A 25,318-nucleotide genomic window follows, 5' to 3' on the forward strand; every position below is an offset into this window, starting at 1 on the left:
TGTTCAGCTCGCCAGCGTCCGCAGCACCCCCGGCACGGCGTCGGGCAGATCCTCGGCCATGAGGCCCGGGCCGAAGCGGCGGGCGGCCTCGGCGTGGATCCAGGCCGCCGCGCCCGCAGCCTCGAACGGCGGCGCGCCCCGGGCCAGCAATCCCGCGATCAGCCCCGCTAGCACGTCCCCCGCGCCCGCCGTGGCGAGCCACGGCACCGCATCCTCGCGCACCGAGGCCAGCACCGCTGCGCGCCCGTCCGGGGCGGCGACCACGGTCGCGGGGCCCTTGCGCAGCACCGTCGCCCCCGCCCGGGCGGCGGCCTCGCGCGCGGCGTCGATCTCGGAGACCGTGCCGATCCGCTCGGCGAGGTCCTGCCAGAGGCGCGCGAACTCGCCCGCATGGGGGGTCAGCACGCAAGCGTCGTGCAGCGCGTCCCGCATTCCCTCGCGCGCGATCAGCGTCAGCGCGTCGGCGTCCAGCACCGCCGCCCGCCCCGACCGCAGCGCCGCCTCGACCAGCGCCGCCTCGCGGGCGCCGGTCCCCATTCCCGGCCCGAGCAGGAGCGCGTTGATCCGCTCGTCGTCCAGCGTCCCGCGAAGGGCGTCCGCGTCGCGCAGGGGGCGCAGCATGATCGCGTCGAGCCGCGCGGCGTTCTCGATCAGCGCGGCGGGCGGCGGCGCGAGCGTCGCCAGGCCCGCGCCGATCCGCATGGCCGCGCGCGCCGCCATGCGGGCCGCGCCGCCGCGCCCGACGCCGCCGGCCAGCACCAGCGCGTGTCCGTGGTCGTACTTGTGGCCCATCGGCTTGCGGGCGGCGAACGCGGCATCGCCCGGGCCGATCAGCTGCGCCGATCCCGGCTCGTCCTCCAGCCCGAGGGGCACCGTTCGCACGGCGCCGCACCGGTCCGGTCCCTCGCCGAGCACGTGGCCCGGCTTGAGCGCACCGAAGGCAACCGTGAGCGCGACGCTGGGCGCGAAGCCGACCGGGCGCCCGGTGTCGGACTGCAGCCCGCTCGGGACGTCGAGCGCCACGATCGGTACGCCCGCGCGCTCGACGCCGTGCAGGACGCCGGCCAGCGCGTCCGCGAGGGGGCGGCGCAAGCCGGTGCCGAACAGCGCGTCCACGGCCACATCGAAGCCGTCCGCCCCCGCGCGCATCGGTGCCACGGCCCCGCCCGCGTCGATCCACGCGGCGCGCATCGCGGCGGCGTCGGGCGGCAGGCGCACCGGCTCGCCGACGGCGCGCAGCTCCACCGTCCAGCCCCGCACGCGCAGGAGACGCGCCACCACGTAGCCGTCGCCGCCGTTGTTGCCCGGGCCACAGAGCACCAGCGCCCGGCCCGCGCGGCGCCAGGCCGGGCGCCATCCGAGCATCGCCTCGACCGCGCCTGCCCCCGCGCGCTCCATCAATGCCGCGCCCGTGGACTCGCCGCCCGCGATCGCCGCCTGCTCCCAGGCGCGCATCTCGGCGGCGGTAGGCAGTGTCCGCTTCATGTCGCGCCCACGGATTGTGCAGGATGCACAATCTTTGGGCACACCCCATGCCCAAACGCGCATCGGGCCACCGCCCCGCCCCCGGTGCGGTGGACCCGTCCCGCCCGATCTGGTGTCAGGCCCCGGAGACCCGGGAGGACGCGCATGAAGAAGATCGAGGCCATCATCAAACCGTTCAAGCTGGACGAGGTGAAGGAAGCCCTCCAGGACATCGGGATCCAGGGCCTCTCGGTCACCGAGGTCAAGGGCTTCGGGCGCCAGAAGGGCCACACGGAGCTCTATCGCGGCGCCGAGTACGTGGTCGACTTCCTGCCCAAGGTGAAGGTCGAGATCGTGCTTACCTCCGACATGGTCGAGGCCGCCGTGGAGGCCATCGCCTCGGCCGCGCGCACCGACAAGATCGGCGACGGCAAGATCTTCGTCTCCTCCGTGGAGCAGGCGATCCGCATCCGCACCGGCGAGACCGGCGACGACGCCATCTGAACACCCCACGCCGCCCCCTCCGGGGGCCCGCACGACAACCACAGCGAGGTAATTCCATGAGCAAGGACGCCGTCCTCAAGCAGATCCGCGACGAGGAGGTCGAGTACGTCGACATCCGCTTCACCGATCCCCGCGGCAAGCTCCAGCACGTCACGCTGATGAGCGACCAGGTCGACGAGGACTTCCTTGAAGAAGGCTTCATGTTCGACGGCTCGTCGATCGCCGGTTGGAAGTCGATTGACCAGTCCGACATGAAGCTGATCCCGGACACGGACTCAGCCTATCTCGACCCGTTCTACGCCGAGAAGACGCTGTGCATCCACTGCTCGGTGGCCGAGCCGGACACGGGCGAGGACTACGACCGCGACCCCCGCGCCACCGCCGAGAAGGCCGAGGCCTACCTGCGCGCGTCGGGCATAGGCGACACCGCCTACTTCGGCCCCGAGGCCGAGTTCTTCCTCTTCGACAACGTGCGCGTGTCGAACACGATGCAGAAGGTCTCGTTCGAGGTCGATGCCGCGGACGCCGCCTGGAACTCGGACACCGAGTACGAGATGGGCAACATGGGCCACCGGCCCGGCATCAAGGGCGGCTACTTTCCGGTGAACCCCACCGACGCCGCCCAAGACCTGCGCTCCGAGATGCTCTCGACCATGAAGCGCATGGGCATGAAGGTCGACAAGCACCACCACGAGGTGGCGTCCTGCCAGCACGAGCTGGGGCTGATCTTCGGCGAGCTGACCGAGCAGGCCGACAACCTGCAGAAGTACAAGTACGTGATCCACAACGTGGCCCACGCCTACGGCAAGACGGCGACCTTCATGCCCAAGCCCATCGCGGGCGACAACGGCACGGGCATGCACGTCAACATGTCGATCTGGAAGGACGGCAAGCCGCTCTTCGCGGGCGACCAGTACGCCGACTTGTCGATGGAGGCGCTCTACTTCATCGGCGGCATCCTGAAGCACGCCAAGGCGCTGAACGCGTTCACGAATCCGTCCACCAACAGCTACAAGCGCCTCATTCCCGGCTTCGAGGCCCCCGTGCTGCGCGCCTACTCGGCCCGCAACCGCTCGGGCTGCGTGCGCATCCCGTGGACCGAGTCGCCGAAAGCGAAGCGCGTCGAGGCCCGCTTCCCGGACCCCTCGGCCAACCCCTACCTGTGCTTCGCCGCGCTGCTGATGGCCGGCCTCGACGGGATCCGGAACAAGATCCACCCCGGCGAGCCGTCCGACAAGGATCTGTACGACCTGCCCCCCGAGGAGCTGGCCGGCATCCCCACGGTCTGCGCGTCGCTTCGTGAGGCGCTCGACGAGCTGGAGAAGGACCACGAGTTCCTGCTGGCCGGCGACGTGTTCACCCGCGATCAGATCGAGGGCTACGCGGAGCTGAAGTGGGAGGAGGTCTACGCCTTCGAGCACACGCCGCACCCGATCGAGTACAAGATGTACTACAGCTGCTGATCCCCACGCGGGACCGGCAGGAAGGGGGCGCCTCGGCGCCCCCTTTCGCGTCCCGGGCCCTCGCCGCGGCGCGGCGGTTGAGGCCCCGGCCGCCCGGCGCTAGAGCACGGGGGCCATTCCGGAGCCCGATCATGAACCTCTTCGCCGACATCCGCACGCTCACCCTCGAAGCCGTCGAGGCCTTGGTGCGGGACGGCGCCCTGCCCGAAGGGCTGGAGACCGGCGCGGTGTCGGTGGACCCGCCGCGTGACCCGGCCCACGGCGACATGGCCACGAACGCCGCGATGGTCCTCGCGAAGCCCGCGCGCGCAAAGCCCCGCGACATCGCCGAGGCGCTGGCCGTCCGGCTTGCCGCCGACCCGCGGATCGCCTCGGCCGAGGTGGCCGGCCCCGGCTTCCTGAACCTGCGCCTCGCGCCCGCCGCATGGCACGACGCGGTGCGCGCGATCCTGGCCGCCGGCCCGGACTACGGGCGCTCGGCGATGGGCGCGGGCCAGCGCGTGAACGTGGAGTACGTCTCCACCAACCCCACGGGGCCGCTCCACATGGGCCACGCGCGCGGTGCGGTGTTCGGCGACGCGCTGGCGGCGCTGCTGGAGGTCGCGGGCCACGAGGTGACGCGCGAGTACTACATCAACGACGGCGGCGCCCAGGTCGACACGCTCGCGCGGTCGGTCTACCTGCGCTACCTCGAGGCGCACGGCCGGCCCGTCAGCTTTCCCGACGGCACCTATCCCGGCGACTACCTCGTCGCCACCGGCGAGGCGCTGCGCGACGAGGTGGGCGACCGCTACGTGGACCGGCCCGAGGACGAGTGGCTGGAGGAGGTCCGCGTCTTCGCCACCGACGCCATGATGGCGCTGATCCGCGAGGACCTCGCGCTGATCGGCGTGCGCATGGACGTGTTCTTCTCGGAGAAGTCGCTCTACGGCACGGGCCGCATCGAGGAGGCGATCGCGCTGCTCGACGGGAAGGGCCTGATCTACCGGGGCACGACGGAGCCGCCGCAGGGCAAGCTGCCCGACGACTGGGAGCCGCGCGAGCAGACGCTGTTCCGCTCCACCGCCCACGGCGACGACCGCGACCGCCCCGTCCGCAAGGCCGACGGCTCCTGGGCCTACTTCGCGCCCGACATCGCCTACCACCACGACAAGATCGCCCGCGGCTTCGACCAGCTCATCGACGTGTTCGGCGCCGATCACGGCGGATACGTGAAGCGCATGAAGGCGGCCGTCTCGGCGCTCTCGGACGGGCAGGTGCCGCTCGACGTGAAGCTGATCCAGCTCGTGAAGCTGCTCCGGGGCGGCGAGGAGCTGAAGATGTCGAAGCGCGCGGGCACCTTCGAGACCCTGCGCGACGTGATCGGGCTGGTGGGCGCCGACGTGACCCGCTTCGTGATGCTGACCCGCAAGAACGACGCGCCGCTCGAGTTCGACGTCGAAGCGGTGCGCGAGCAGTCCAAGGACAACCCCGTCTGGTACGTGCAGTACGCCTCGGCGCGCATCCACTCGGTGCTGCGCAAGGCCGAGGCGGGGGGAATCGCGGTCGGCGATTCGGACCTCATGGATGCGGACCTGTCAACGATCGAGCACCCCGCGCAGCTCGCTTTGGTGGCGAAGCTGGCAGAATGGCCGCGGGTGGTGGAGACGGCCGCGCGGACCCACGAGCCCCATCGCGTGGCGTTCTACCTCTACGACGTGGCCTCGGCCCTTCATGCGCTGTGGAATCGCGGCAACGAGGAGGCGGATCTGCGTTTCGTCGAAGACGGCAACCCGAAGCGGACTCAGGCGAAACTGGCCATCGCGCGCGCCGCGCTGGTTGCGATCTCGTCCGGCTTGGGTATCTTGGGTGTCACGCCGGCCACCGAACTTCGGTAAGGCCAAGACCCCTTAAGGGGCGATGCGCGTGAGGCGAGCGGACGGCAGACCGCTCTTGGACAGTGAACCAAGAACAGGGCCCACGCGAAGGGTCCGCAGGGGCAGGCAATGGCTGACATGGATTATTTCGGTGCCGAGTACGGCGTCGACGGAACCTCGCGTCTCGTGGACGCGGCACGGCACTTCGGCGCGGCCAACTGGTTGGGCGCGGCCACGTCCCTCGCCCTGACCGCCGGCATGGCGGTCTGGGCCGTGAACCTCACCTTCAGCGACGTCTCCTCGGTGCCCGTGATCCGCGCCGTGGAGGGCCCGATGCGGGTGGCGCCCTCCGATCCCGGCGGCACCAACATGCCCTACCAGGGCCTCGCCCTGTCGGACATCACCTCGGGCGGCGCCGCGGCGCCCGCGCCCCGCGAGATCGTGCTCGCGCCGCCGCCCGTCACCATCGACGCCCCCTCGCTGGAGGAGCGCGCCGTGGCCGCCGCCGCACCGGCCCCCGCGCCCGCGCCCGAGCGCACCGAGGACGCCGCCGCTCTCGTGGCCGCCGTCGCCGCCACCGACCTCGACCCCCTGCGCCGCAAGGGCGCGCCGCTGGCCGCCCCCGCCGCGCCCATCCAGGTCGCCGCGACCGACATCGAGGACATGCGCTTCGAGACCGCCGCCGCCGTCGAGACCGCACTGGCGGAGGTCATCGCCGTCGAGCCCGCCGCCGCCGCCGAGGAGGCCCCCGCCCCCGTGGCGATGGCCGGCGCCGTGCTGGCCCGCGGCATCGTCCGCTCGGCCCGTCCCCGCTCCCGCCCCGCCGCGCTGCGCGACGTGGTGGTCGCCGCCGATCCCGTGGCCGCGCCGGCGGCGCAGCCCGGCGTGCAGGTGGCCTCCGCCTCCGCCACGCGCGACATCGAGCCCGTCGCCTCGGTCGCCCCCGGCACCCGCGTGGTGCAGCTCGGCGCCTTCGACAGCGAGAGCATCGCCCGTTCGGAGTGGGAGCGCATGACCGGCCGCCACGGCGACTACCTCGCGGACTACGCGCCCATGATCCAGAAGGCCCAGTCGGGCGGCCGCGACTTCTGGCGCCTGCGCGTGGTGGGCTTCGACGACGCCGCCGAGGCGCGCCGCCTGTGCACCGCGCTGCTGGCCCAGCAGCAGGCCTGCATCCCGGTCACGGTCCGCTAGTTGCCCGGGGCGTTCATCCTCGGCTGCGAAGGTCCCGCGCTCGCCCCCGGCGAGCGCGACTTCTTTCGCGAGGCGGATCCCTGGGGCTTCATCCTCTTCGCCCGCAACGTCGAGACCCCGGACGCCCTGCGCGCCCTTTGCGCCTCGCTGCGCGAGAGCGTGGGCCGCGACGCGCCGATCCTGATCGACCAGGAGGGGGGCCGCGTGCAGCGCCTCGGCCCGCCGTTCTGGAGCGCCTGGCTGCCGCCCCTCGACATGATGGACCGCGCCGCCGACCCCGAGCGCGCCATGTGGCTGCGCGCCCGCCTCATCGCCCATGAGCTGCGCGCGAGCGGCGTCGACGTGAACTGCACCCCCACCGCCGACATCGCCGGCGATCGCACCCATCGCTTCCTGCGCAACCGCACCTACGGCCGCACCGCCGCCGAGGTGATCGCCCGCGCCCGCGCCAACGCCGAGGGGTGCCTCGCGGGCGGCGTGCTTCCGGTCGTCAAGCACATCCCCGGCCACGGCCGCGCGAGCGCCGACAGCCACCTCACCCTGCCCCGCGTCGACGCCTCCGCCGACGCCCTGCGCGCCCACGACTTCGGGGTGTTCCGCGCCCTGCGCGACCTGCCCCTCGGGATGACGGCGCACGTGGTGTACCGGGACATCGACCCGGAGCGGCCCGGCACCATCTCGCCCGCCGTGATCGGCGAGATCCGCGAGACCATCGGCTTCGACGGCCTGCTGATGACCGACGACATCTCCATGGGCGCCATGCCCGGCACCATGCGCGAGCGGTGCCGCGCGGCACTCGCGGCGGGTTGCGACACCATCCTGCATTGCAACGGCGAGCGCGCCGACATGGAGGACGTGGTCGCCGTTTCCCCGGCACTGACCGGCGAGGCCGAGGCGCGCGCCGAGCGCGCCCTCGCCCGCCGCACCGCGCCCGAGCCGCTTGACATCGACGCCGCCCGTGCGGAGCTTGCCGCCCTGATCGCCTGAGGCGGGGAGCCTTCATGCCCGACGATGCGCCCGCGTTCCCCGAGGGCCCGCCGCGCGACGCCGTCGCGGCCCGCGAAGGCGGCCTCGTGGTGGACGTGGACGGCTTCGAGGGGCCGCTCGACCTCCTCCTCTCGCTCGCCCGCACCCAGAAGGTGGACCTCGCGCGCATCAGCGTGGGCGATCTCGCGCGGCAGTACCTCGACTTCGTGGGCAGGGCGCAGGCGCTGCGGATCGAACTGGCGGCGGACTACCTCGTCATGGCCGCTTGGCTGACGTTCCTGAAGTCGCGCCTCCTCCTGCCCCCCGACCCCGAGGAGGACGGCCCCTCGGCCGAGGACATGGCCGCCCGCCTCGCGTTCCAGCTGGAGCGGCTGGAGGCGATGCGGCGCGCCGGCGCGAAGCTCATGGCTCGCGACCGTCTGGGCCGCGACGTGTTCGCCCGCGGCGCCCCCGAGCACGTCGAGCACCGCCGCAGCGTCCGCCGCGACGCGTCGCTCGTGGACCTCCTGCGCGCCTACGCCCGCCTGCGCACCCGCGACGAGTTCCGCCCCCTCGCCGTGGACCGCCGCGACGTGCTCTCGATGGAGGAGGCGCTGGAGCGGCTGGAGGCCCTCGTGCCCAGGGCCACCTCCTGGACCGACCTCGGCCGCTTCCTGCCCGAGGGGTGGCGCGCGGCTCCCTCGCGACGCCGCTCCGCCACCGCCGCCAACTTCGCGGCCTCGCTGGAGCTGGCGCGCCGCGGCACGGTGGAGCTGCGCCAGCCCGGCCCCTTCGCCCCCATCGAGCTGCGGCGCCGGGCGTGACCGACGCGCCGTCCGACGTGCCCCCGGAGGCCGAGCAGGAGCGCATGGTCGAGGCGATGCTCTTCGCCTCCGCCGAGCCACTCGCCCTCGCCGAGCTGCAGGCCCGCCTGCCCGAGGGAAGCGACGCTGCCTCGGCGGTCGCCCGCCTTGCCGCGCGCTACGAGGGGCGCGGCGTCCGGCTCCGGCGCACCGGCGACGCCTGGGCCTTCCGCACCGCGCCCGACCTCGCCTGGCTCCTGCGGCGCGAGACGGTCGAGGCCCGGCGCCTCAGCCGAGCCGCCGTCGAGACGCTGGCCATCGTCGCCTACCACCAGCCGGTGACCCGCGCCGAGATCGAGGAGATCCGCGGCGTCTCGGTCTCACGCGGCACCGTCGAGCAGCTCATGGAGATGGGCTGGGTCGGCCTCGGCCGCCGCCGCGAGACGCCGGGGCGCCCGACCACGCTGGTGGTGACGCCGGGCTTCCTCGACCACTTCGGCCTCGCCTCGGCCCGCGACCTGCCCGACCTCGCGGAGCTGCGCGCGGCCGGCCTGCTGGAGGCGATGCCGGAAGGCGGAGCGGCGGCGGCGGACGACGCCGAGGACACCGACGACGCCTGAGGGGGAACCGACCGGGCACCGTCCGGCGTTGACGAAGGTGTCCACCGGAGGTTGCCCCATGATCCGTGCCCTGTCCCGTCGGTTGATGTGGCGCCTCGCCGGGCGCGCCTTCGGTCACCGCGCGGCGCGCAACGCCCGCGCCGCCGGGCGCGCGCTGGCGATGGCCCGCCGCCTGCGCTAGCCGCCGCCGACGTCGGCCCGCGCCACGCCCGTCGCCTTCACCACCGCCCAGACCGCCCGCCCCGGCGCGAGGTCCAGCGCCTCCACCGACCGCTGGGTGACTCGCGCCAGAAGCCGCGCGCCGCCCGCCCGCAGCCCCAGCATCGCGCCCGGCCCACCGCCCTCGTGGATCGCCTCGATCGTCGCGGGCAGCACGTTGAGCGCCGACAGCCCGCGCGGCGGCTCCACGGCCACGATGATGTCCGAGGCCGGCAGGCGCAGGCGCACGCGCGCGCCCTCGGCCAGCCCCGTCGCGGGCACCCAGATCACGCCCGCCGGCGTGCCCACCGGGGCGAGGTCGTGGCGCGCCGCGCCCACCACACCCTCGATCACCGCGCCCGCCGCCGCCGGGCCGATCAGCGCGGCCGAGGCCGGATCGCCCAGCACCTCGGCCAGCGGCCCCGCCCGCTCGATCCGCCCCGCGCGCATCAGCACCAGCGTGTCGGCGAGGCGCGCGACCTCCTCGATGGCGTGGGAGATCAGGAGGATCGGCAGGCCCGCACCGCGCAGGCGCTCGAAGTGCGGCAGGATCTCCAGCCGGCGGGCCGCATCCAGCGCGGCGAGCGGCTCATCGAGGATCAGCATCCGCGGCGCCCGAAGCAGGGCCCGGCCAAGCGCCACCCGCGCCGCCTCGCCGCCCGACAGCGCCCGGGGGCGGCGGTCCAGCAGCGGGGCGATGCCCAGCATGTCCGCCGTGGGGACCGGGTCCGCGCCGCGCGGCGCGCCGTAGAGGAGGTTCTGGCGCACCGAGAGATGCGGCAGGAGGCGCGGCTCCTGGAACACGTAGCCGATGCCGCGGCGGTGAGGCGGCAGCGCGCTCACGTCGCGGCCCCCGATCTCGACCCGCGCGCCGGGCTCCAGCCCCGCCACCAGCCGCGCCACCGTGGTCTTGCCCGCGCCCGACGGCCCGAACAGCGCGGTGACGCCCGGGCCGGCCTCCAACTCCACGTCGAGCGAGAAATCCCCGCGCCGAAGCTCCGCCCGCAGCCTCACCGGAGCCGCGCCGCGAGGCGCCGCGCGACCACGTCCGACAGGACGAGGGCGGCCACCGAGACCGCGACGGCCACGGCGACCAGTCCGTGCACCGCGCCCTCGCCGTCCGGCACCTGAAGGAACGCATAGATCGCGGCGGGCAGCGTGCGCGTCTCGCCGGGGATCGAGGCGGCGAAGGTGATCGTGGCGCCGAACTCGCCCATCGCCTTGGCGAAGCCCAGCGTCACGCCGGCCAGCAGCCCCGGAGCCATGAGCGGCAGCGTCACGGTGCGCCACACGGCGAGGGGCGAGCGGCCCAGGGTCGCGGCGGCCTCCTCCAGCCGCGGGTCCACCGCCTCCAGCGCCAGCCGCATGGGACGCACCATCAGCGGGAACGCCATCACCCCCGCCGCCAGCGCAGCCCCGGTCCAGCGGAAGGCGAGCGGCAGCCCCGCCGCCTCGAGCGCGGCGCCGAGCGGGGCGGAGGGCGCGAAGAGCACGAGCAGCACGTAGCCCGTCACCACGGGGGGCAGCACGAGCGGCAGGTGGACGGCGGCCTCCACGAGCCCCCGGCCGGGGAAGCGGGCGCGGGCGAGGAGGTGCGCCACGGCCATCGCCAGCGGCGTCGCCACCAGCACCGCCACCACCGAGACCCGGAGCGAAAGGCGCAGCGCCTCCCAGGCTTCGGGCGGCAGGGTCACGCGGGCGCGAAGCCGTGGCGGGCGAACACTGCGCCCGAGGCGGCGATGCGCTCCAGCAAGGCCTCGGCCCCCGGCGCGGCCCGGCGCGTCAGGGCGGCGGGATAGACGATCGGCGCGTGCGAGGCGGCGGGGAACGTCGCCACGGTCGCCACCGCCGCGCCCAGCGCGTCGGAAAGGTAGACGGCGCCCAGGGCCACGTCGCCCCGCGCCACGTAGGCGAGCGCGGCGCGCACGTTCTCGGCCAGCACGAGCCGTGCGGACACGGCGTCCCACAGGCCCAGCGTCTCCAGCGCCTGCTGCGCGTAGCGGCCCGCGGGCACCGACATCGGATCGCCCACCGCGAAGCGCCCCGCGCCCAGCCGCTCCACCACCGCGTCGCGCCGCAGCGCGAGCGGCGCCGCGCCCGGCGGTCCGGCCATCACCAGCGCATTGCGCGCCACCACGCGCGACGGGCCCACGGCGCCGCGGGCATGGAGCCACGCCATCCAGTCCGACGCCGCCAGGATCACCACGTCCGCCGGGGCCCCGAACGCCACCTGCCGCGCCACCGCGCCGGAGCCCGCGAAGCTGAGCGCCGCCTCGGGCGCGATCTCGTCGAGGGGCGCCTTCAGCGACGCGGCGGCGAAGACCCGCAGCGGCGCCGCCGCGCGCACGAGGGCCGGCGCGGCCACCAGCGCGGCCGCACCGAGCAGCGCGCGGCGGCGGCTACAGCGGAACGGCGTGGCCATCCCAGGTCTCGAAGGCGCCCGTGCGGCCCATGTCCAGCGCCTCGAAGCGGTCCCAGAGGCCGCGCGCGCTGTCGCCCGCGTCCACGGCGGCGCTGTCGCCGCCCATGTCGGTGCGCACCCAGCCGGGATGGTAGATGCCCACCGCGATGCCGCGCGGGGCGAGGTCGGCGGCGAGGTTGCGCCCGAGGTTGGTCGCGGCGGCCTTCGACGCGCGGTAGGCGTAGGCCCCGCCGGGCGCGTTCGCCTGGCTGCCCATGGCCGAGGAGACGATCGCGATGCGCCCGCCCTCGCCAAGGTTGCGGAGCTGCGCCTGCACCGTGAGCGCCACGCCCGTGACGTTGGCGGCGAAGGTGCGCGCGAGGTCCTCGGCCGAGAGGTCGGCCAGCCCCTTGCCCTTGTCGAGGTAGACGCCCGCGTTGCAGACTACGAGGTCGAGCGGGCCGACCCGTTCGGCCAGGGCCGCCTGCGCCGCCGCGTCCGTCACGTCGAGCGGCTCGGGCACGTCGCGGCGCGTTCCGGTGACCGCGTGGCCCCGGCGCTCGCCTTCCGCGACCAGCGCCGCGCCGATCCCGCGCGAGGCGCCGGTGACGAGGGCGCGCATCAGTTGGCCTTCTCGCGGGGACCGAAGGGCAGCGGCGCGACGGTCACCCCGTCCTCCAGCAGCGACTTCACCTCGGCGCGGTTCGCCTCGCCCCAGATCGGACGGTCGGGCCTCTCGCCCTCGTGGATGGCGCGCGCCTCCTTGGCGAAGGCCGGGCCGACATAGGTGGCGGTGGCCTCGACCTTCTCGCGCAGCTTCGCGATCGCGGTCTCCAGGGGGTTGCGGGGCGTGCGCAAGGGCCTGGCCTCCGCCGGCACGCCGACCTTCGGCGCCATGAGCGCCTTGGCGACGTCGCCGCCGCCGCAGACGGCGCACTCCAGCCGCCCCGACGCGGCCAGCGTGTCGAAGCCTTCGGCCGACTGGAACCACGACTCGAACTCGTGGCCCTCGGCGCAGCGGAGCGCGTATCGGATCATGCCCGTTCCCTTCCCCCTGCAATGTAAGCACCCCGCCCCCCGGCGCAACCGCCGCGCTTGCCGCGGAGGGCCGGGCCGCTACCCTCGCCCCATGCCGCACGCCCTACCCCCGCGCATGCTCGGATCGGAAATCTACCGCGGCAGCTCCTACGGCGCGTGGCACCCGCTGCGGGTGCCGCGCGTCTCCACGGTGATGGACCTCGCGCGCGCCCTCGGCTGGCTGCCGCGGGAGCGCTTCGTGCTCTCGCCCCGCGCCAAGCCGGCGGCGCTGCGGGCGTGGCACACGGCCGACTACGTGGACGCGCTGGTGCGGGTCGAGGCGACGCAGGAGGCGACCGAGACGGACCGCGCGCGCCACGGCCTCGGGACGCACGCCAATCCGGTGTTCCCGGAGGTCTACCGCCGCCCCGCCACCGGCGCGGGCGCCTCGCTTCTGGCGGGCGAGCTGATCGCCGGGGGCGGCGTGCTGCATCATCCGGGCGGCGGCACGCACCACGCCATGCCCGACCGGGCCAACGGGTTCTGCTACCTCAACGACCCCGTGCTCACGATCCTCGGCCTGCGACGCGCGGGCGCCCGCCGCATCGCCTACGTGGACATCGACGCGCATCACATGGATGGCGTGGAGCACGCCTTCGCCCGCGATCCCGAGACGCTGCTGATCTCGACCCATGAGGAGCGGCGCTGGCCCTTCACCGGCGCGTTGGGGGACCGGGGCATCGGCCAGACCTTCAACCTGCCCCTGCCGCGCGGCCTGAACGACACCGAATTCGCCCATGTCCGCGACCGCCTCGTCCTGCCCCTGCTGGAAGAAATGGCCCCCGACGCCTTGGTGCTCCAGTGCGGCGCGGACTGCTTGGAGGAGGACCCGCTGTCGCGTCTCGCCCTGTCGAACGGCGCTTACCTCGATTTCGTCCGTGCGTGCCTGCCTCTCGCGCCGCGCGTCGTGGTGCTGGGGGGCGGCGGCTACAACCCGTGGTCGGTGGGCCGCTGCTGGACCCTGCTCTGGGGCGCCATCGCCGGCGAGCCGATCCCGGACCGCCTGCCCCCGGAGGCCGAGGCGGTGCTGCGGGGGCTGGAGTTCCGCGGCAACTCGCGCGGCCGCAACCCGCCGGCCCACTGGTTCGAGACGCTGCTTGACGCACCCCGGCCGGGGCCGGTGCGGGCGGAGGTGGTGGACCGGGTGGAGGCGCTGCGGACGCGGGACGACCGGCTGATCCCGCGCGCGGCGGCCTAACCTCCGCTGCCGCCACGCCCCGGCCCTGCGCCGGGGCCTCTGGTAGCAGTTGGCGCTTCCGGTCGGAACCTGCGCGCGAGTGGCAGCCGGAGGCCCCGACGCAAGGCCGGGGCGCCCCTCCCCCCTACCCCGCCAGCGCCTTGCCCAGCTTCGGCAGCCGCGCGCGCTTCATCAGCGCGCGCATCTCCATCGGATGTCCCATCGCCCCGGCCTGCACGTGGACGCGGCCCGCGACCCGCTCCACCGCCTCGGGCGCGCGGAGCCACAGGTCCACGAGGAACCCGTCCGGGTCGCGCAGCGCGATGCCCTCGCCCGCCACCTCGCCCTTCGGGAAGTCGCGGCGGTTGAACGTCACCAGCACGTCCGCATGGCCGTCGATCGCTGCAGCCAGCACATGGACGTCGTTCGGGTCGGGCAGCCAGAGACGCGCCTCGGTGCCGGGCTTCGGCTGGATGCTCGCCCGCGGCCAATCGCGGCGCAGCAGCGCGATCTCGCCCCGCGCCTGCGCCTCGGCGCCCGGACCGAGCTTCGGCGTCGCGCGCGCCCATTCTTCGAGGATGCGGTCCGACCAGAGCGGCTCGTAGAGGCCTTCCGACGCCGCCCCCAGCAGCAACTCCCGCAGCACGGTCGGGAACAGCACGCAGGCGTCGAGCAGCACCTTCACAGGCGGAAGGTCAGGGTCTTGAGGTAGCCCGTCTCGGCAAGCTGCGGGTGCACCGGATGGTCCGGCCCGGCGAAGCCCGTGCGGATCAGCTGTCCCGCGCGCCCCGCCCGCCCGATGCCCCGGATCGAGGCGGCGCGGAACTTGTCGAGGTCGGCGGCGTGCGAACAAGAGCAGAGCGTGAGGTAGCCGCCCTCCGCCACCAGCGCCGCGGCCAGCTTCGCGACCCGCTCGTAGGCGCGCAGGCCTTGGGCGATGGCCTGCTTCGCGGGCGCGAAGGCGGGCGGGTCGGCGACGACCACGTCGAAGCGCTCGCCCTCCAGTGCGGCCATCGCGTCGAAGGCGTCGCCGCGCCGGGTCTCCAGCCCCGCGAGGCCGCTCGCCTCGGCGCCCGCGGCGGCGAGGTCGAGCGCGGGCTGCGAGCCGTCCACGGCCACCGCGCTCGCAGCCCCGCCCGCCAGCGCGGCCAGCGCGAAGCCGCCCACGTGGCTGAACACGTCGAGCACGCGGGCGCCGCGCGCGAGGCGGGCCACGAAGGCATGGTTCGGGCGCTGGTCGTAGAACAGCCCGGTCTTCTGCCCGCCGAGCAGGTCGGCCATGTAGCGTGCGCCGTTCATCTCGACCGCGACGGGGCCGTCCAGCGCGCCGCAGAGCACTTCGGACCGGTCGTCCAGACCTTCCGCGGCCCGCGCCCGGCCGGATGCGGACTTCACCACCGTTTCCACCCCGAGGCTGCGCAGGGCGTCCACGATGGCGCCGAGGCGCGCATCGGCCCAGGCGGCGTTGGGCTGCACCACGGCGGCGGCGCCGAAGCGGTCGACGACGAGGCCGGGCAGCCCGTCGCCCTCGGCGTGGACGAGGCGGTGGAAGGGAGCGTCGTAGAGGCGCGCGCGCAAGTCCACCGCGCGGCCGATGCGCCCGGCGATCCAGCGGTCGTCGACCGCGGCGGCGGGGTCGCGGTCCAGCACGCGCGCGGCGATGCGGCTGTCCGGGGTCACGGCGACGGTGGCGAGGGGATTGCGCTCGGCGTCCTCCAGCGTGGCGACCGTGCCGGGCGCGAGGGCGCGGGTGCGGCGGTCGAGCACGAGGTCGTCGGCGAAGGCCCAGGGGTGGCCCCAGCGGATGCGGCGCGCGTCGGCGCGGGGCTTCAGGCGGACGGAGGGGCGGTCTTCGGTCATGGGCGGGCCATAGGCCGCCCGGCGCGGCGGCGGAAGGGAGAACCGTCCGCCGCCGTGAGGCGCGTCAGGCCGGACGCAGCGTGGTGCGCGCGGGCGCGGCGGCGGCGGGCCGGCGCGAGAAGAGGGCGGCGAAGGCGTCGCGCAGCACGCGGGCGCGCAGGGCGCGGGCCTCGCGCTCGATGGCGACGATGTCGATGTGCTGGTGGCTGGATTGCATCGGAAGCTCCTGAGTTCGGCGCGGAAACGACCCCGCGCCGTGCGGTCAGGCCCAAGGTATGGACCGCCACCCCCTGCAACCACGTCCAAGGCCGAAGACCCGCCATGCGGCAGGCGCATTGCCGCGACGCGGCGTCAGCGGCCCGGCACCTCCGCCACGGCGCGCCGCGCGCCCTCCAGGATCCAGCTCTGCTCGGATCCCACGACCCAGCCGTTGAACCCGTAGTCCGACCACTCCCGCGCCTTGGCGGCATCCGGCACCCAGGTCACGAACCCCTTGCCCGCGTCGCGGCAGGCCGCACCGGCACGCTCCATCGCGCGGGCGAGGTCGGGATTGGCCAGCGTGTCGTGCCCGTAGGCGACCGAGAGGTCGGCCGGCCCGGTGAACAGCGCGTCGATGCCCGGCACGGCGGCGATGGCAGCGGCGGCCTCCACGCCCTCGGGCTCCTCGATCTGGGCGATCACCACGGTCTCCTCGCGCGAGCGGGCCAGCAGCGCGGGCATCGGCGTGCCGGTGAACCCGGCCCACCGCGTCGATCCGGCGTAGCCCCGCCCGCCGTGGCCGAACCGCGCGGCGCGGGCGACGGCCTCGGCCTTCTCCACCGAATCCACGTGCGGCACCACGATGCCGGTGGCGCCCATGTCGAGCACGTCGAGCACCCGCTCGGGCGAGCCCACGGGGATGCGGACCAACAGCGGCAGGTCGCGCGCCCGCGCGACCGCCATGGCCGCGTCGATGGCGCCGCGGTCCCAGGGGGCGTGCTCCGCGTCGAGCACCGCGAAGTCGAGGCCGGCGAGGGCGAGCAGCTCCACCATCACATGGTCGGGCGTCTTCACGAAGGTTCCCACGAGGCGCTCACCGCCCCGCAGCCGTTGGCCGAAACCGTGCATTCCCGTCCCTCCCTTTGCCGGGCGACGCTGCCCCGGCGCGAGGCGCGACGCAATGGCGGCGCCGGCTACATCGCCTTGAGGTCGGACAGGTCCGCCATGTCGTCCAGATCGGCCAGCGCCGGCAGGCCGGCCGCGGGGGGCGCGGCGGCCTCGGGCCGGGCCGCTTGCGGGGCCGTGGCCGGGGGGCGGGCGACGCGGGCCGGCGGCGCCGCCGCGGCGTCGCCGAGGTCGGGCAGCGCGCCGCCGGGCGCCGCGGCCCCTTCGGCGGCGGGCGCGGCGGCGGGCCGCGCGCCCTGCAGCTTCGCCGCCCGCATGCCGTCCTGCTGCCCGAGACGCGCCCGCAGCGCTCCCTCGCCGCGCGGCCCGCCGTGTCCCCCGCCGAGCCGGCCCGCCGCGAGGCGCAGGCCGCCCAGCGCGCCGAGCGGCAGCGGGACGGTATCGCCCACCCGCAGCGCGGTGAGTCGGGCCAGCGGGATCGACAGGGGCGGCAGCGTCGCCTCCAGCCGGACGTGCGCGCGCAGGAGCGTCTCGCGCGCGCGGTCCGGCTCCGGTTCGGAACGGGATGCCTTCGCTGACCCCTCGGGCACGGCGGGCCCGGGCAGCGCGGCGCGGGGGCGGTCGGGCAGCACAAGGCGCAGCGTGCCCGCCCGCTCGGCGCCGAGCGCGAGCGCCAGCTCCGCCACCACGAGCGACGGCGCCTCCACCTCCAGCGCCAGCGCGCGCATGTCGGCCACGTGGCGGCCCGGATCGGGCGCGGGATAGCGCGCGGTGCCGTGGCGCCCCTCGGCGCCCGCGAGCACCTGCGCGGCGAAGGGGCGCGCGAAGCTGGCGTCGATGCGCGTGGGCGGCCGCGCCTTGCGCGCCGTGCGCTCCGCCCGCCCGAGCGTGCCGATCTCCACAAGCGCGTCCGTGAGCGAGGGGTCGAGCACCACGGCGCCCGCCCACTCCCCCGGCGGCGCGCGCAGGGGCAGGATCAGCGCGTGCCCGGGCAGCCCCGCGAGCGCCGTGTCGCGCGGCGCGCGCGCACAGGACTGCCGCTCCACCATGGCGTCCAGCCCCGCCCCGGCCGCCACCCGCACCATCGCCTCGGCCAGCGCGCGGTCCAGCCCCGGCAGCGGCGCGTCGGCCTGCGCGGCGGCATCCCCCGCGGGAGCGATGCCGGCCATGCGCTGCAGAATGGTGGGAGGGCTGCTCTCGGGCATGGAATCCCTGCGTCTGGTCGCGGTCGTGATGGCCGATAGAGGTTAACAAACCCCTCGCGGATGCCCCTATTCCGCGGCCCGTAGCCCGATCCCGGCGCCCGGCAGCGTCACCCGGAACGTCGCGCCGCCCCGCCCGGGCAGGTAGTCCACGGTGCCGCCGAGCCGCCCCATCACCTCGCGGCAGATCGCCAGCCCCAGCCCCGCCCCGCCGGCGCGCGCGCCATCGCCGAGGCGCGCGAACTTCTCGAAGATCACGTCCCGGTCGCCTGCGGCGATGCCCGCGCCGTTGTCGGCGAAGTCCACCGTGACCGCCTCGCCCGCGCGCCCGACCTCGATCGCCAGCTCGGGCGCGTCGGCGTCGCAGTACTTGGCGGCGTTGGCCACGAGGTTCACGAACACCTGCGCCAGCCGGTCGGGGTCGGTCCGCACCGTGACCGCCTCGGACGCCCGGTCGCGCCGGATCGCGAGTCGCCGGTCCGCCGCCGAGGCCGCCGCGTCCACCGCCCGGTCGATCACCGTGCCCAGCTCCACCGCCTCGGGGCGCAGGGCCAGCTTGCCGCTCTCCAGCACGCCGAGGTCGAGCAGATCGTCGAGGAGGCGCGTCAGGCGGCGGCTCTCCTCGTGGACGATGGCGGCGTAGCGCTCGCGGTCCGCGTCGCTCAGGCCGCCCGCGCGCAGGATCTCGGCGAAGGCGCGGATCGAGGTCATCGGCGTGCGCAGCTCGTGGCTGACCTGGCCGAGGAAGGCGTCCTTCTGAACCGACAGGCGCGTAAGCTGGGCGTTGGCGGCGCGCAGTTCGCGCGCGGTCCGCGACAGCTCCGCGGACTGCGCCTCCAGCCGGGCCGAGTAGTCCATGAGCTGCGCCGTCTCGTCGGCCACCGCGATCAGGTCCTCGACCGAAACCGCCGCATCGCCCGCCAGCCCCGAGACCATCGCGTGGGCCGTGGCCGCACCCACCGAGCCCGCGAGGCGCCGCTCCAGCGCGTCCAGCAGCTCGGGCGTGGGCTCGGGGAAGTCGCCGGCGGTGCGCCCCTGCAACGCGGCTTGAGCGGCGAAGAGCGCGCGCGCCTCGCGGTAGCCGAGGATGCGCTGCGCCATGATCAGCAGCTCCTCGGCGGTGGCCGTGCCCCGGCGCGCGCGGGGCGCGGCGGCGCGGTCGAACACGCGCGTGAAGCGCGGGGTCTGCAGCCGCTCCATCGGCGTCGGGTCGGTCACGAGCGACACGGCGCAGAGCAGCGCCGCGTTGGCCCCCAGCGACAGGCACAGGGCGGCCACCAGCGGGTCGGCCTGCAGCCCGAACATCGCCTCGGGACGCAGCCATCCGATGCCGAAGGGTCCGTCGCGGAGCACCGCCGCGACCCACCCTGCGTCGAACACCGGCAGCAGCATGGTCCAGACCCAGATCGCGAAGCCCGCGGCGATGCCGGCGGCGGCGCCCCGGCGCGTGGCCCCCTCCCAGAACAGCGCGGCCAGGAGAGCGGGCAGCACCTGCGCCATGCCGATGAACGAGATCAGCCCGATCGAGGCCAGCGCCGCCGTGCCTCCCGTGGCGCGGAAGTAGGCCCAGCCCATCGCCAGCACGGCGACGATCGACAGCCGCCGCGCCTGCAGTACCGCGTCGCGCACGTCGCCCGAGATGGTCGCCCGCCCCCGCCCCGGCCGCGCGAGCCAGAGCGGCGTGACCACGTGGTTCGACAGCATCGTCGCCAGCGCCACGGCGGCCACGATCACCATGGAGGTGGCCGACGAGAAGCCGCCGAGGAAGGCGAGCATGGCGAGGCCGTCGCGCCCCTCGGACATGGGAAGGGTCAGAACGAAGAGGTCGGGGTTGCCGAGGGGCAGCCGCGCGAGGCCGGTCACGGCGATCGGCACCACGAACAGCGACATTGCCATGAGGTAGAGCGGGAACGCCCAGGAGGCGGTGGCGAGGTGGCGTTCGTCGGTGTTCTCGACCACCAGCACCTGGAACATGCGCGGGAGGCAGATGACGGCCGCCGCCGAGACGCCCACGAGGCCCATCCAGCGCCCCGCGCCGGTCTGCCAGTCGGCCACGGGCGAGTGGGCGATGGCTTCGAAGGTGGGGCCGATGCCGCCGTTCAGCTCCCACACCACGAAGGCGCCCACGGCGAGCAGGGCGACGAGCTTCACCACCGCCTCCACGGCGATGGCCGAGACGATGCCGTGGTGGCGCTCGCCCGCGTCCAGCCGGCGGGTGCCGAAGAGGATGGTGAAGACGGCCAGCCCCCCCGCCACGGCCAGCCCCAGCCAGGCCGGGTCGCCCGACGGCGCCCCGGGGCCGGCGAAGGCGCGGAAGCTCAGCACCACTGACTGGAGCTGGAGCGCGATGTAGGGCGTGGTCCCCACCACCGCGAGCACCGTGACGAGGGCCGCCAGCCCGCCCGACTTGCCGAAGCGCGACGACAGGAGGTCGGCGATCGAGGTGATGCGCTCGGCCCTGCCGATGGCGACCAGCTTGCGCAGCAGCCACCACCAGCCCACCAGCACCAAGGTCGGGCCGAGGTAGATGGTCAGGTACTCCAGCCCCGAGCGGGCCGCGTAGCCGACCGCGCCGTAGAACGTCCACGCGGTGCAGTAGATCGACAGCGACAGGGTGTAGACGGTCGCGCCGTGGAGCCAGCGCGCGCGGGGCCGGCGCTCGGCGGCGAAGGCGACGAGGAAGAGGAAGGCCACGTAGGCGAGCGAGGCCGCCGCCAGGACGTCGAGGCTCACCGCCCCTCCCCGCGGCGGACGCCCCACGCCACGAGCGCGGCGAGCGCGATCAGCACGGTCCAGGCCGCGAACAGCGCGGCGAGCCAGGACGCGGTGCCGCCGGGCACGCCGCCTCTGGCCAGCGCGGCGGGCGCGAAGACCAGCACGACGGCGGCGAGCGCCGGCAGGATCCGCGCGGCGTCCTGCGTGCGGGCGCGGGCGCGCAGGCGGCGCACGGCGCCTGCGTCGAGGCCGAGGGGCGGCGGCGCGCTCATGGCGCGGCCGCGTCCCCGACGCCGGCAAGCGCGCGCACGGCCGCCGCCAGCTCCGCGTTCGAGAAGGGCTTGGTCATGAAGCGGCTCGCCCCCGCGGCCTCGGCGCGGGCGCGGTCGGCGGCCTGCCCCTTCGCGGTCAGCATCAGCACGGGGACGTGCGCGCAAGGACCGGCACGCACGGCGGCCAGGATCTCGAAGCCCGAGCGTCCCGGCAGCATCACGTCGAGCACCACCACGTCGGGGCGGTGCCGCTCCACCGCCTCCACCGCGGTGCGTCCGTCGCCGTGGGTCGAGACGTGCCAGCCGTCGCGGCCCAGCACGAAGGCCATCGCGGTGGCGATGTTGGGCTCGTCCTCGATCAGGAGCACGTGGCCGGCACGCGCGGTCGCGGTCATGGCCGGCCTCCCTTCCGGTCATGCGGGGTCCGCGCACTGTCCGGGGATCGGCGCCGCCTGTCCAGCCCCGCCCGCGCGGGCGTCAGCGGGCGGCGGTGGTCACGAGCGGCGGCTCGCGGCGCGCGGGGCATTCGGCACGGGGGCAGACGCGGCAGCCCGGCCCCACGGTGGCGGCGGCACCCGCCCCTTCCGCCGCACGGGCGATCAGCATCGTCGCCTCCAGGATCGGGCCGTTCGCGCCGCGCCCCACCACCTCGGCGGCGGCGTCCACCCGCCAGCGCGCGCCGTCGGGCGTCTCGACCACGGCCCCGATCGGGTGGAGCGGGCGCGAGGGGGCGGCGAAGAGCGGCCAGAGCGGGCAGCCCGCGCCGATCACGGGCAGCGCGAAGCCGGGCACGGGGCGTCGGCGCAGGAGCGCGCCCGCCGCGTCGCAGGCCACGAGACCGAGCGAGGGGTCTGTGGCGGCGAGGCGGCGCAGCACGCGGGCGTCGTCCGCGCCGGTGCGCGCGGCGATCGCGGCGGCGTCCCGGCCCTCCAGCGCCGCGAGGGGCAGCACGCGGGCGTCCTCGGCCTCGCGCCGCAGCCGCGCCGCGGCGAGGGGCCGCGCCGCCTCGGGCAGCTCCGCGACCAGCGCCGCGATTACCGGCTCCGCCCCCTCGCCGGCCTCCTCCAGCTCCGGCCAGGTGCGCGCGTCGCAGAAGGACTGGGCGATCTCGGCGGGGGTCAGGCCCGCCCGTTCCTCGGCGCCGCGGTCGAAGTAGCTGACCACCGCCTCGGCGCCCGAGGCGAGGCGGCGGCTCTCCTGGTCGAGGTTGCCGTGGAAGCGCTCGCGCCACACCGGCTCCAGCTCCGGCGTCTGGGCCAGGATCGCGGCGGTGGAGCGCACGCTCGCCACCGTGGTCAGCAGCTCGTGCATGGCCTCGGCCAGGGCGGGGTCGTGGGCCATGCGGTCCGAGAGCGCGGCGATGCGGTCGCGGTCGCGCTCGCGCTCGGCGCTCATGGTCGCCACCAGCCGCGCCCAGCCCGGGAACCGTCGCGCGAACTCGGCGGCGTCCTCGGTGCCCTCGCCTGCGAGCGCGCCGAGGGTCGACAGGAGCGCCGCGTCGCCCCGCGTGCCGAGCGACGCCGGGTCCACGCCCAGCGCCTCCGCGAGTCGCGCGAGCAGTGCCACGTTCACCGGCCGCCGCCCCCCCTCGATCAGCGCGAGATAGGAGGCCGAGATGCCCGCGGCACGCGCCACGTCGCGCTGCTTCGCGCCCCGGTGGAGGCGGGCCTCGCGGATGCGCGCGCCGGCAATGGTGGAGCGGCTGGCGATTTCGGTGCCTCCCCCAGGCGTTGCCGCGCCTGCGAAGGAAATGCCGCAGCGCGTCGATACGATCTTTACAACGATCCGCGCCGCCGTGTCACGAACTTCACAGAAAGACGCAACGCCCGCACGGGCCCCGTTGCCCGGTTTTCACCTCGTGGCCCATAACGCCCTCATCCGTGTCAACGCGGATCGCCGCCGCGTCTTGGGAGAGGCCCGGCGGATCAGACAGAAATAGGGAGGTCTCCATGACCAGAAGCAACGTCACGCGCCGCGGCGTGGTGAAGACCGGCGCCGCCGCGGGCGCAGGCCTCGCCCTGCCGACCATCTTCACCGGCGCCGCCTGGGCCGACGCCCACACCGGCTTCACCAACGCGCCCCAGGGCGACACGGTCACGCTGGGCTTCAACGTGCCCCAGACCGGCCCCTACGCCGACGAGGGCGCCGACGAGCTGCGCGCGTTCGAGCTGGCCGTGGAGCACCTGAACGGCGAGGGCGACGGCGGCATGATGCAGACGTTCTCGAGCAAGACGCTCGAGGGCAACGGCATCATGGGCAAGAAGGTCCAGTTCGTCACCGGCGACACCCAGACCAAGTCCGACGCCGCCCGCGCATCCGCCCGCTCGATGATCGAGAAGGACGGCGCGATCATGATCTCGGGCGGCTCCAGCTCGGGCGTGGCCGTGGCCGTGCAGGGCCTGTGCCAGGAAGCCGGCGTCATCTTCATGGCCGGCCTCACGCACTCCAACGACACCACCGGCAAGGACCGCAAGGCCAACGGCTTCCGCCACTTCTTCAACGCCTACATGTCGGCCGCCGCCCTCGCGCCGGTGCTCCAGAGCCTCTACGGCACGGACCGCAAGGCCTACCACCTGACCGCCGACTACAACTGGGGCTGGACCCAGCAGGAATCGATCGCCGCCGCCACCGAGGCGATGGGCTGGGAGACGGTCGAGAACGTGCTCACCCCGCTCGCGGCTACGGACTTCTCGTCCTACATCGCGCCCGTCCTCAACTCCGGCGCCGACGTGCTGGTGCTGAACCACTACGGCGGAAACATGGTCAACTCGCTGACCAACGCCGTGCAGTTCGGCCTGCGCCAGGCCCAGGCCAACGGCAAGGACTTCCAGATCGTGGTGCCGCTCTACTCCGAGCTGATGGCCCGCGGCGCCGGCCAGAACATCGCCGGCATCCCCGGCTCGCAGAACTGGGACTGGAAGCTCGAGAACGAGAAGGGCGACCGCTACCGGGGCACCAACGCCTTCGTGCAGTCCTTCGGCACCAAGTACGGCTTCCCGCCCTCCCAGGCGGCGCACACCTGCTACGCCCAGACGCTGCTCTACGCGGATGCGGTGAACCGGGCCGGCTCGTTCAACCCCTGCGCCGTGGTCGAGGCCCTCGAGGACTACGAGTTCGACGGCCTCGGCAACGGCCCGACGCTCTACCGCGCCGCCGACCACCAGTGCTTCAAGGACGTGGTCGTGGTGCGCGGCAAGGAGAACCCGGAGAACGAGTTCGACCTCGTGGAGATCGTCGAGGTCACGCCGACCGAGCAGGTCACCTACGAGCCCGACCACCCGATGTTCGCCGGCGGCGAGCTCGGCGAGTGCAACCCGGGCGCCTGATCGCCCGACGGGGGCCGCGCCGGCGCGGCCCCCTCCCTTCCCCCTGACGCGCGGGAACCCCGATGGACGCCTTCCTCCTCCAGATCCTGAACGGCCTCGACAAGGGCTCGGCCTACGCGCTGATCGCCCTCGGCCTGACCCTCATCTTCGGCACGCTCGGCGTCGTGAACTTCGCCCACGGTGCGCTGTTCATGATCGGCGCCTTCATCGCCGTCACGCTCTCGCGCGTGCTCTCGCTCAGCCACCAGGTGGTCGACGAGACGCGCACCGACTTCCTCGGAAACCCGATGAAGGTCGACGTGCCCTACGCCTACGACATCTTCGGCGAGCGCCTTGGCGATTCGATCATCGAGTGGGCGGTGCCCCTCGCGATCCTGGTCGCGATCCCGATCATGATCCTGGTCGGCTTCGTGATGGAGCGCGGCCTCATCAAGCACTTCTACAAGCGCCCCCACGCCGACCAGATCCTCGTCACCTTCGGCCTCGCCATCGTGATCCAGGAGATCGTGAAGTACTTCTTCGGCGCCAACCCGATCCCGACGCCCGCGCCCGACGCGCTGCGCGGGGCCTTCGACTTCGGCGCGGTGATGGGCTTCGAGCCGAACACGATCATCTACCCGATCTGGCGGCTGGTGTACTTCTTCTTCTCGGCCATCATCATCGCCGCGGTGTTCGCCTTCCTGCAGTTCACCACCTTCGGCATGGTGGTGCGCGCCGGCATGGCCGACCGCGAGACCGTGGGCCTCCTGGGCATCGACATCGACCGGCGCTTCACCATCATGTTCGGCATCGCCGCCGCGGTCGCGGGCCTGGCGGGCGTGATGTACACCCCGATCAACCCGCCCAACTACCACATGGGCATGGACTTCCTGGTGCTTAGCTTCGTGGTCGTCGTCGTCGGCGGCATGGGCTCGCTGCCCGGCGCCGTGCTGGCGGGCTTCCTCCTGGGCATCCTCGAGAGCTTCGCATCCACGACCTGGGCCACGACCGCCGTTCCCGGCATCAACCAGGTCATCATCTACCTCGTCGCCATCGTGGTGCTGCTGACCCGTCCCCGGGGCCTCATGGGCCGCAAGGGCGTGATGGAGGATTAAATGACAGACCAGACCACCCACG

General features: G+C 74.5%; 26 protein-coding genes. 11 read left to right on the forward strand and 15 right to left on the reverse strand.

Annotation, left to right across the window (positions count from 1 at the left end):
• Positions 1–3: 3 nt before the first annotated feature.
• Positions 4–1,485: an NAD(P)H-hydrate dehydratase gene (locus K3554_RS12755; RefSeq protein WP_259940818.1), complete on the reverse strand. Its 1,482-nt coding sequence runs from the start codon at positions 1,483–1,485 to the stop codon at positions 4–6.
• 144 nt (positions 1,486–1,629) lie between these two features.
• On the opposite strand from K3554_RS12755, the gene K3554_RS12760 reads away from it, so the two are divergent.
• The 8 genes from K3554_RS12760 to K3554_RS12795 all read left to right on the forward strand — a co-directional run bounded on the left by K3554_RS12760 (position 1,630) and on the right by K3554_RS12795 (position 9,051).
• Entirely contained in the window at positions 1,630–1,968 is a 339-nt protein-coding gene (locus tag K3554_RS12760; protein WP_259940819.1) for a P-II family nitrogen regulator, read from the forward strand.
• 56 nt (positions 1,969–2,024) lie between these two features.
• On the forward strand, positions 2,025–3,431 hold the full coding sequence (gene glnA / locus K3554_RS12765; protein WP_259940820.1) for a type I glutamate--ammonia ligase: 1,407 nt from the start codon (positions 2,025–2,027) through the stop codon (positions 3,429–3,431).
• Positions 3,432–3,562: 131 nt separating this feature from the next.
• On the forward strand, positions 3,563–5,308 hold the full coding sequence (gene argS / locus K3554_RS12770; RefSeq protein ID WP_259940821.1) for an arginine--tRNA ligase: 1,746 nt from the start codon (positions 3,563–3,565) through the stop codon (positions 5,306–5,308).
• Between the two features lie 108 nt (positions 5,309–5,416).
• Positions 5,417–6,481, forward strand: a complete 1,065-nt coding sequence (locus K3554_RS12775) for an SPOR domain-containing protein (RefSeq protein ID WP_259940822.1) — start codon at positions 5,417–5,419, stop codon at positions 6,479–6,481.
• Positions 6,482–7,468: a glycoside hydrolase family 3 N-terminal domain-containing protein gene (locus tag K3554_RS12780; protein WP_259940824.1), complete on the forward strand. Its 987-nt coding sequence runs from the start codon at positions 6,482–6,484 to the stop codon at positions 7,466–7,468.
• Between the two features lie 14 nt (positions 7,469–7,482).
• A complete protein-coding gene (locus K3554_RS12785; RefSeq protein ID WP_259940826.1) occupies positions 7,483–8,271 on the forward strand; it encodes a ScpA family protein in 789 nt (262 codons plus the stop codon).
• Positions 8,268–8,870 carry an SMC-Scp complex subunit ScpB gene (gene scpB / locus K3554_RS12790; protein WP_409197316.1) on the forward strand — a complete coding sequence of 201 codons (603 nt, stop codon included), beginning with the start codon at positions 8,268–8,270 and terminating at the stop codon, positions 8,868–8,870. The genes K3554_RS12785 and scpB overlap by 4 nt, the downstream gene beginning before the upstream one ends.
• 58 nt (positions 8,871–8,928) lie before the next feature.
• The gene (locus K3554_RS12795; RefSeq protein ID WP_259940828.1) at positions 8,929–9,051 is read left to right on the forward strand and encodes a hypothetical protein; all 123 of its coding nucleotides are present in this window, start codon (positions 8,929–8,931) and stop codon (positions 9,049–9,051) included.
• Here the strand turns inward: K3554_RS12795 and modC are convergent.
• The 5 genes from modC to K3554_RS12820 are packed head-to-tail and all read right to left on the reverse strand — an operon-like array spanning position 9,048 to position 12,507.
• Positions 9,048–10,082, reverse strand: a complete 1,035-nt coding sequence (modC, locus tag K3554_RS12800) for a molybdenum ABC transporter ATP-binding protein (RefSeq protein WP_259940831.1) — start codon at positions 10,080–10,082, stop codon at positions 9,048–9,050. The two genes, K3554_RS12795 and modC, sit on opposite strands and share 4 nt — an antisense overlap.
• A complete protein-coding gene (modB, locus tag K3554_RS12805; RefSeq protein ID WP_259940833.1) occupies positions 10,079–10,762 on the reverse strand; it encodes a molybdate ABC transporter permease subunit in 684 nt (227 codons plus the stop codon). The genes modC and modB overlap by 4 nt, the downstream gene beginning before the upstream one ends.
• A complete protein-coding gene (gene modA / locus K3554_RS12810) occupies positions 10,759–11,490 on the reverse strand; it encodes a molybdate ABC transporter substrate-binding protein (RefSeq protein WP_259940835.1) in 732 nt (243 codons plus the stop codon). Before modA ends, modB begins: the two co-directional genes overlap by 4 nt.
• Complete coding sequence (locus tag K3554_RS12815) at positions 11,468–12,091, reverse strand: SDR family NAD(P)-dependent oxidoreductase (RefSeq protein WP_259940837.1); 624 nt, start codon at positions 12,089–12,091, stop codon at positions 11,468–11,470. Before K3554_RS12815 ends, modA begins: the two co-directional genes overlap by 23 nt.
• A complete protein-coding gene (locus K3554_RS12820; RefSeq protein ID WP_259940838.1) occupies positions 12,091–12,507 on the reverse strand; it encodes a DUF1178 family protein in 417 nt (138 codons plus the stop codon). Before K3554_RS12820 ends, K3554_RS12815 begins: the two co-directional genes overlap by 1 nt.
• Before the next feature lie 91 nt (positions 12,508–12,598).
• Between K3554_RS12820 and K3554_RS12825 the strand changes: the two genes are divergently transcribed.
• Positions 12,599–13,744 (forward strand): acetoin utilization protein AcuC, encoded by a 1,146-nt coding sequence (locus K3554_RS12825; RefSeq protein ID WP_409197317.1) that lies wholly within the window; start codon positions 12,599–12,601, stop codon positions 13,742–13,744.
• 124 nt (positions 13,745–13,868) lie between these two features.
• On the opposite strand, the gene K3554_RS12830 is transcribed toward K3554_RS12825, so the two are convergent.
• From K3554_RS12830 to K3554_RS12870, 9 genes are all read right to left on the reverse strand, one after another.
• Positions 13,869–14,408: an RSP_2648 family PIN domain-containing protein gene (locus K3554_RS12830; protein WP_259940842.1), complete on the reverse strand. Its 540-nt coding sequence runs from the start codon at positions 14,406–14,408 to the stop codon at positions 13,869–13,871.
• Complete coding sequence (locus K3554_RS12835) at positions 14,405–15,583, reverse strand: RSP_2647 family RNA methyltransferase (RefSeq protein WP_259940844.1); 1,179 nt, start codon at positions 15,581–15,583, stop codon at positions 14,405–14,407. Before K3554_RS12835 ends, K3554_RS12830 begins: the two co-directional genes overlap by 4 nt.
• Positions 15,584–15,647: 64 nt before the next feature.
• Positions 15,648–15,800, reverse strand: coding sequence for an RSP_7527 family protein (locus K3554_RS12840; protein WP_259940846.1), 153 nt, complete (start codon positions 15,798–15,800; stop codon positions 15,648–15,650).
• A gap of 134 nt (positions 15,801–15,934) precedes the next feature.
• Positions 15,935–16,690, reverse strand: a complete 756-nt coding sequence (locus K3554_RS12845; RefSeq protein ID WP_259940848.1) for an HpcH/HpaI aldolase/citrate lyase family protein — start codon at positions 16,688–16,690, stop codon at positions 15,935–15,937.
• Between the two features lie 65 nt (positions 16,691–16,755).
• Entirely contained in the window at positions 16,756–17,856 is a 1,101-nt protein-coding gene (locus K3554_RS12850) for a hypothetical protein (RefSeq protein ID WP_259940850.1), read from the reverse strand.
• Positions 17,857–17,958: 102 nt separating this feature from the next.
• A complete protein-coding gene (locus K3554_RS12855) occupies positions 17,959–20,622 on the reverse strand; it encodes an ATP-binding protein (RefSeq protein WP_259940854.1) in 2,664 nt (887 codons plus the stop codon).
• The gene (locus K3554_RS12860; RefSeq protein ID WP_259940855.1) at positions 20,619–20,876 is read right to left on the reverse strand and encodes a hypothetical protein; all 258 of its coding nucleotides are present in this window, start codon (positions 20,874–20,876) and stop codon (positions 20,619–20,621) included. Before K3554_RS12860 ends, K3554_RS12855 begins: the two co-directional genes overlap by 4 nt.
• On the reverse strand, positions 20,873–21,271 hold the full coding sequence (locus tag K3554_RS12865; protein WP_259940856.1) for a response regulator transcription factor: 399 nt from the start codon (positions 21,269–21,271) through the stop codon (positions 20,873–20,875). Before K3554_RS12865 ends, K3554_RS12860 begins: the two co-directional genes overlap by 4 nt.
• Positions 21,272–21,353: 82 nt before the next feature.
• Positions 21,354–22,511, reverse strand: a complete 1,158-nt coding sequence (locus K3554_RS12870; protein ID WP_259940859.1) for a short-chain fatty acyl-CoA regulator family protein — start codon at positions 22,509–22,511, stop codon at positions 21,354–21,356.
• 314 nt (positions 22,512–22,825) lie between these two features.
• On the opposite strand from K3554_RS12870, the gene K3554_RS12875 reads away from it, so the two are divergent.
• Together K3554_RS12875 and K3554_RS12880 are read left to right on the forward strand one after the other, a co-directional pair.
• The gene (locus K3554_RS12875; RefSeq protein WP_259940862.1) at positions 22,826–24,202 is read left to right on the forward strand and encodes a substrate-binding protein; all 1,377 of its coding nucleotides are present in this window, start codon (positions 22,826–22,828) and stop codon (positions 24,200–24,202) included.
• A 62-nt stretch (positions 24,203–24,264) separates the two neighbouring features.
• Positions 24,265–25,296 carry a branched-chain amino acid ABC transporter permease gene (locus K3554_RS12880; RefSeq protein ID WP_259940865.1) on the forward strand — a complete coding sequence of 344 codons (1,032 nt, stop codon included), beginning with the start codon at positions 24,265–24,267 and terminating at the stop codon, positions 25,294–25,296.
• Positions 25,297–25,318 lie beyond the last annotated feature (22 nt).

The organism is Jannaschia sp. W003 (assembly GCF_025144335.1).
Classification (GTDB): domain Bacteria; phylum Pseudomonadota; class Alphaproteobacteria; order Rhodobacterales; family Rhodobacteraceae; genus Jannaschia.

Bases quoted from the DNA above. Each gene is read 5' to 3' on its own strand.
- K3554_RS12755 (WP_259940818.1), bottom strand. From the start codon at position 1,485: ATGAAGCGGACACTGCCTACCGCCGCCGAGATGCGCGCCTGGGAGCAG.
- K3554_RS12760 (WP_259940819.1), top strand. From the start codon at position 1,630: ATGAAGAAGATCGAGGCCATCATCAAACCGTTCAAGCTGGACGAGGTG.
- glnA (WP_259940820.1), top strand. From the start codon at position 2,025: ATGAGCAAGGACGCCGTCCTCAAGCAGATCCGCGACGAGGAGGTCGAG.
- argS (WP_259940821.1), top strand. From the start codon at position 3,563: ATGAACCTCTTCGCCGACATCCGCACGCTCACCCTCGAAGCCGTCGAG.
- K3554_RS12775 (WP_259940822.1), top strand. From the start codon at position 5,417: ATGGCTGACATGGATTATTTCGGTGCCGAGTACGGCGTCGACGGAACC.
- K3554_RS12785 (WP_259940826.1), top strand. From the start codon at position 7,483: ATGCCCGACGATGCGCCCGCGTTCCCCGAGGGCCCGCCGCGCGACGCC.
- K3554_RS12795 (WP_259940828.1), top strand. From the start codon at position 8,929: ATGATCCGTGCCCTGTCCCGTCGGTTGATGTGGCGCCTCGCCGGGCGC.
- modA (WP_259940835.1), bottom strand. From the start codon at position 11,490: ATGGCCACGCCGTTCCGCTGTAGCCGCCGCCGCGCGCTGCTCGGTGCG.
- K3554_RS12815 (WP_259940837.1), bottom strand. From the start codon at position 12,091: ATGCGCGCCCTCGTCACCGGCGCCTCGCGCGGGATCGGCGCGGCGCTG.
- K3554_RS12820 (WP_259940838.1), bottom strand. From the start codon at position 12,507: ATGATCCGATACGCGCTCCGCTGCGCCGAGGGCCACGAGTTCGAGTCG.
- K3554_RS12825 (WP_409197317.1), top strand. From the start codon at position 12,599: ATGCCGCACGCCCTACCCCCGCGCATGCTCGGATCGGAAATCTACCGC.
- K3554_RS12835 (WP_259940844.1), bottom strand. From the start codon at position 15,583: ATGACCGAAGACCGCCCCTCCGTCCGCCTGAAGCCCCGCGCCGACGCG.
- K3554_RS12840 (WP_259940846.1), bottom strand. From the start codon at position 15,800: ATGCAATCCAGCCACCAGCACATCGACATCGTCGCCATCGAGCGCGAG.
- K3554_RS12845 (WP_259940848.1), bottom strand. From the start codon at position 16,690: ATGCACGGTTTCGGCCAACGGCTGCGGGGCGGTGAGCGCCTCGTGGGA.
- K3554_RS12850 (WP_259940850.1), bottom strand. From the start codon at position 17,856: ATGGCCGGCATCGCTCCCGCGGGGGATGCCGCCGCGCAGGCCGACGCG.
- K3554_RS12860 (WP_259940855.1), bottom strand. From the start codon at position 20,876: ATGAGCGCGCCGCCGCCCCTCGGCCTCGACGCAGGCGCCGTGCGCCGC.
- K3554_RS12865 (WP_259940856.1), bottom strand. From the start codon at position 21,271: ATGACCGCGACCGCGCGTGCCGGCCACGTGCTCCTGATCGAGGACGAG.
- K3554_RS12875 (WP_259940862.1), top strand. From the start codon at position 22,826: ATGACCAGAAGCAACGTCACGCGCCGCGGCGTGGTGAAGACCGGCGCC.
- K3554_RS12880 (WP_259940865.1), top strand. From the start codon at position 24,265: ATGGACGCCTTCCTCCTCCAGATCCTGAACGGCCTCGACAAGGGCTCG.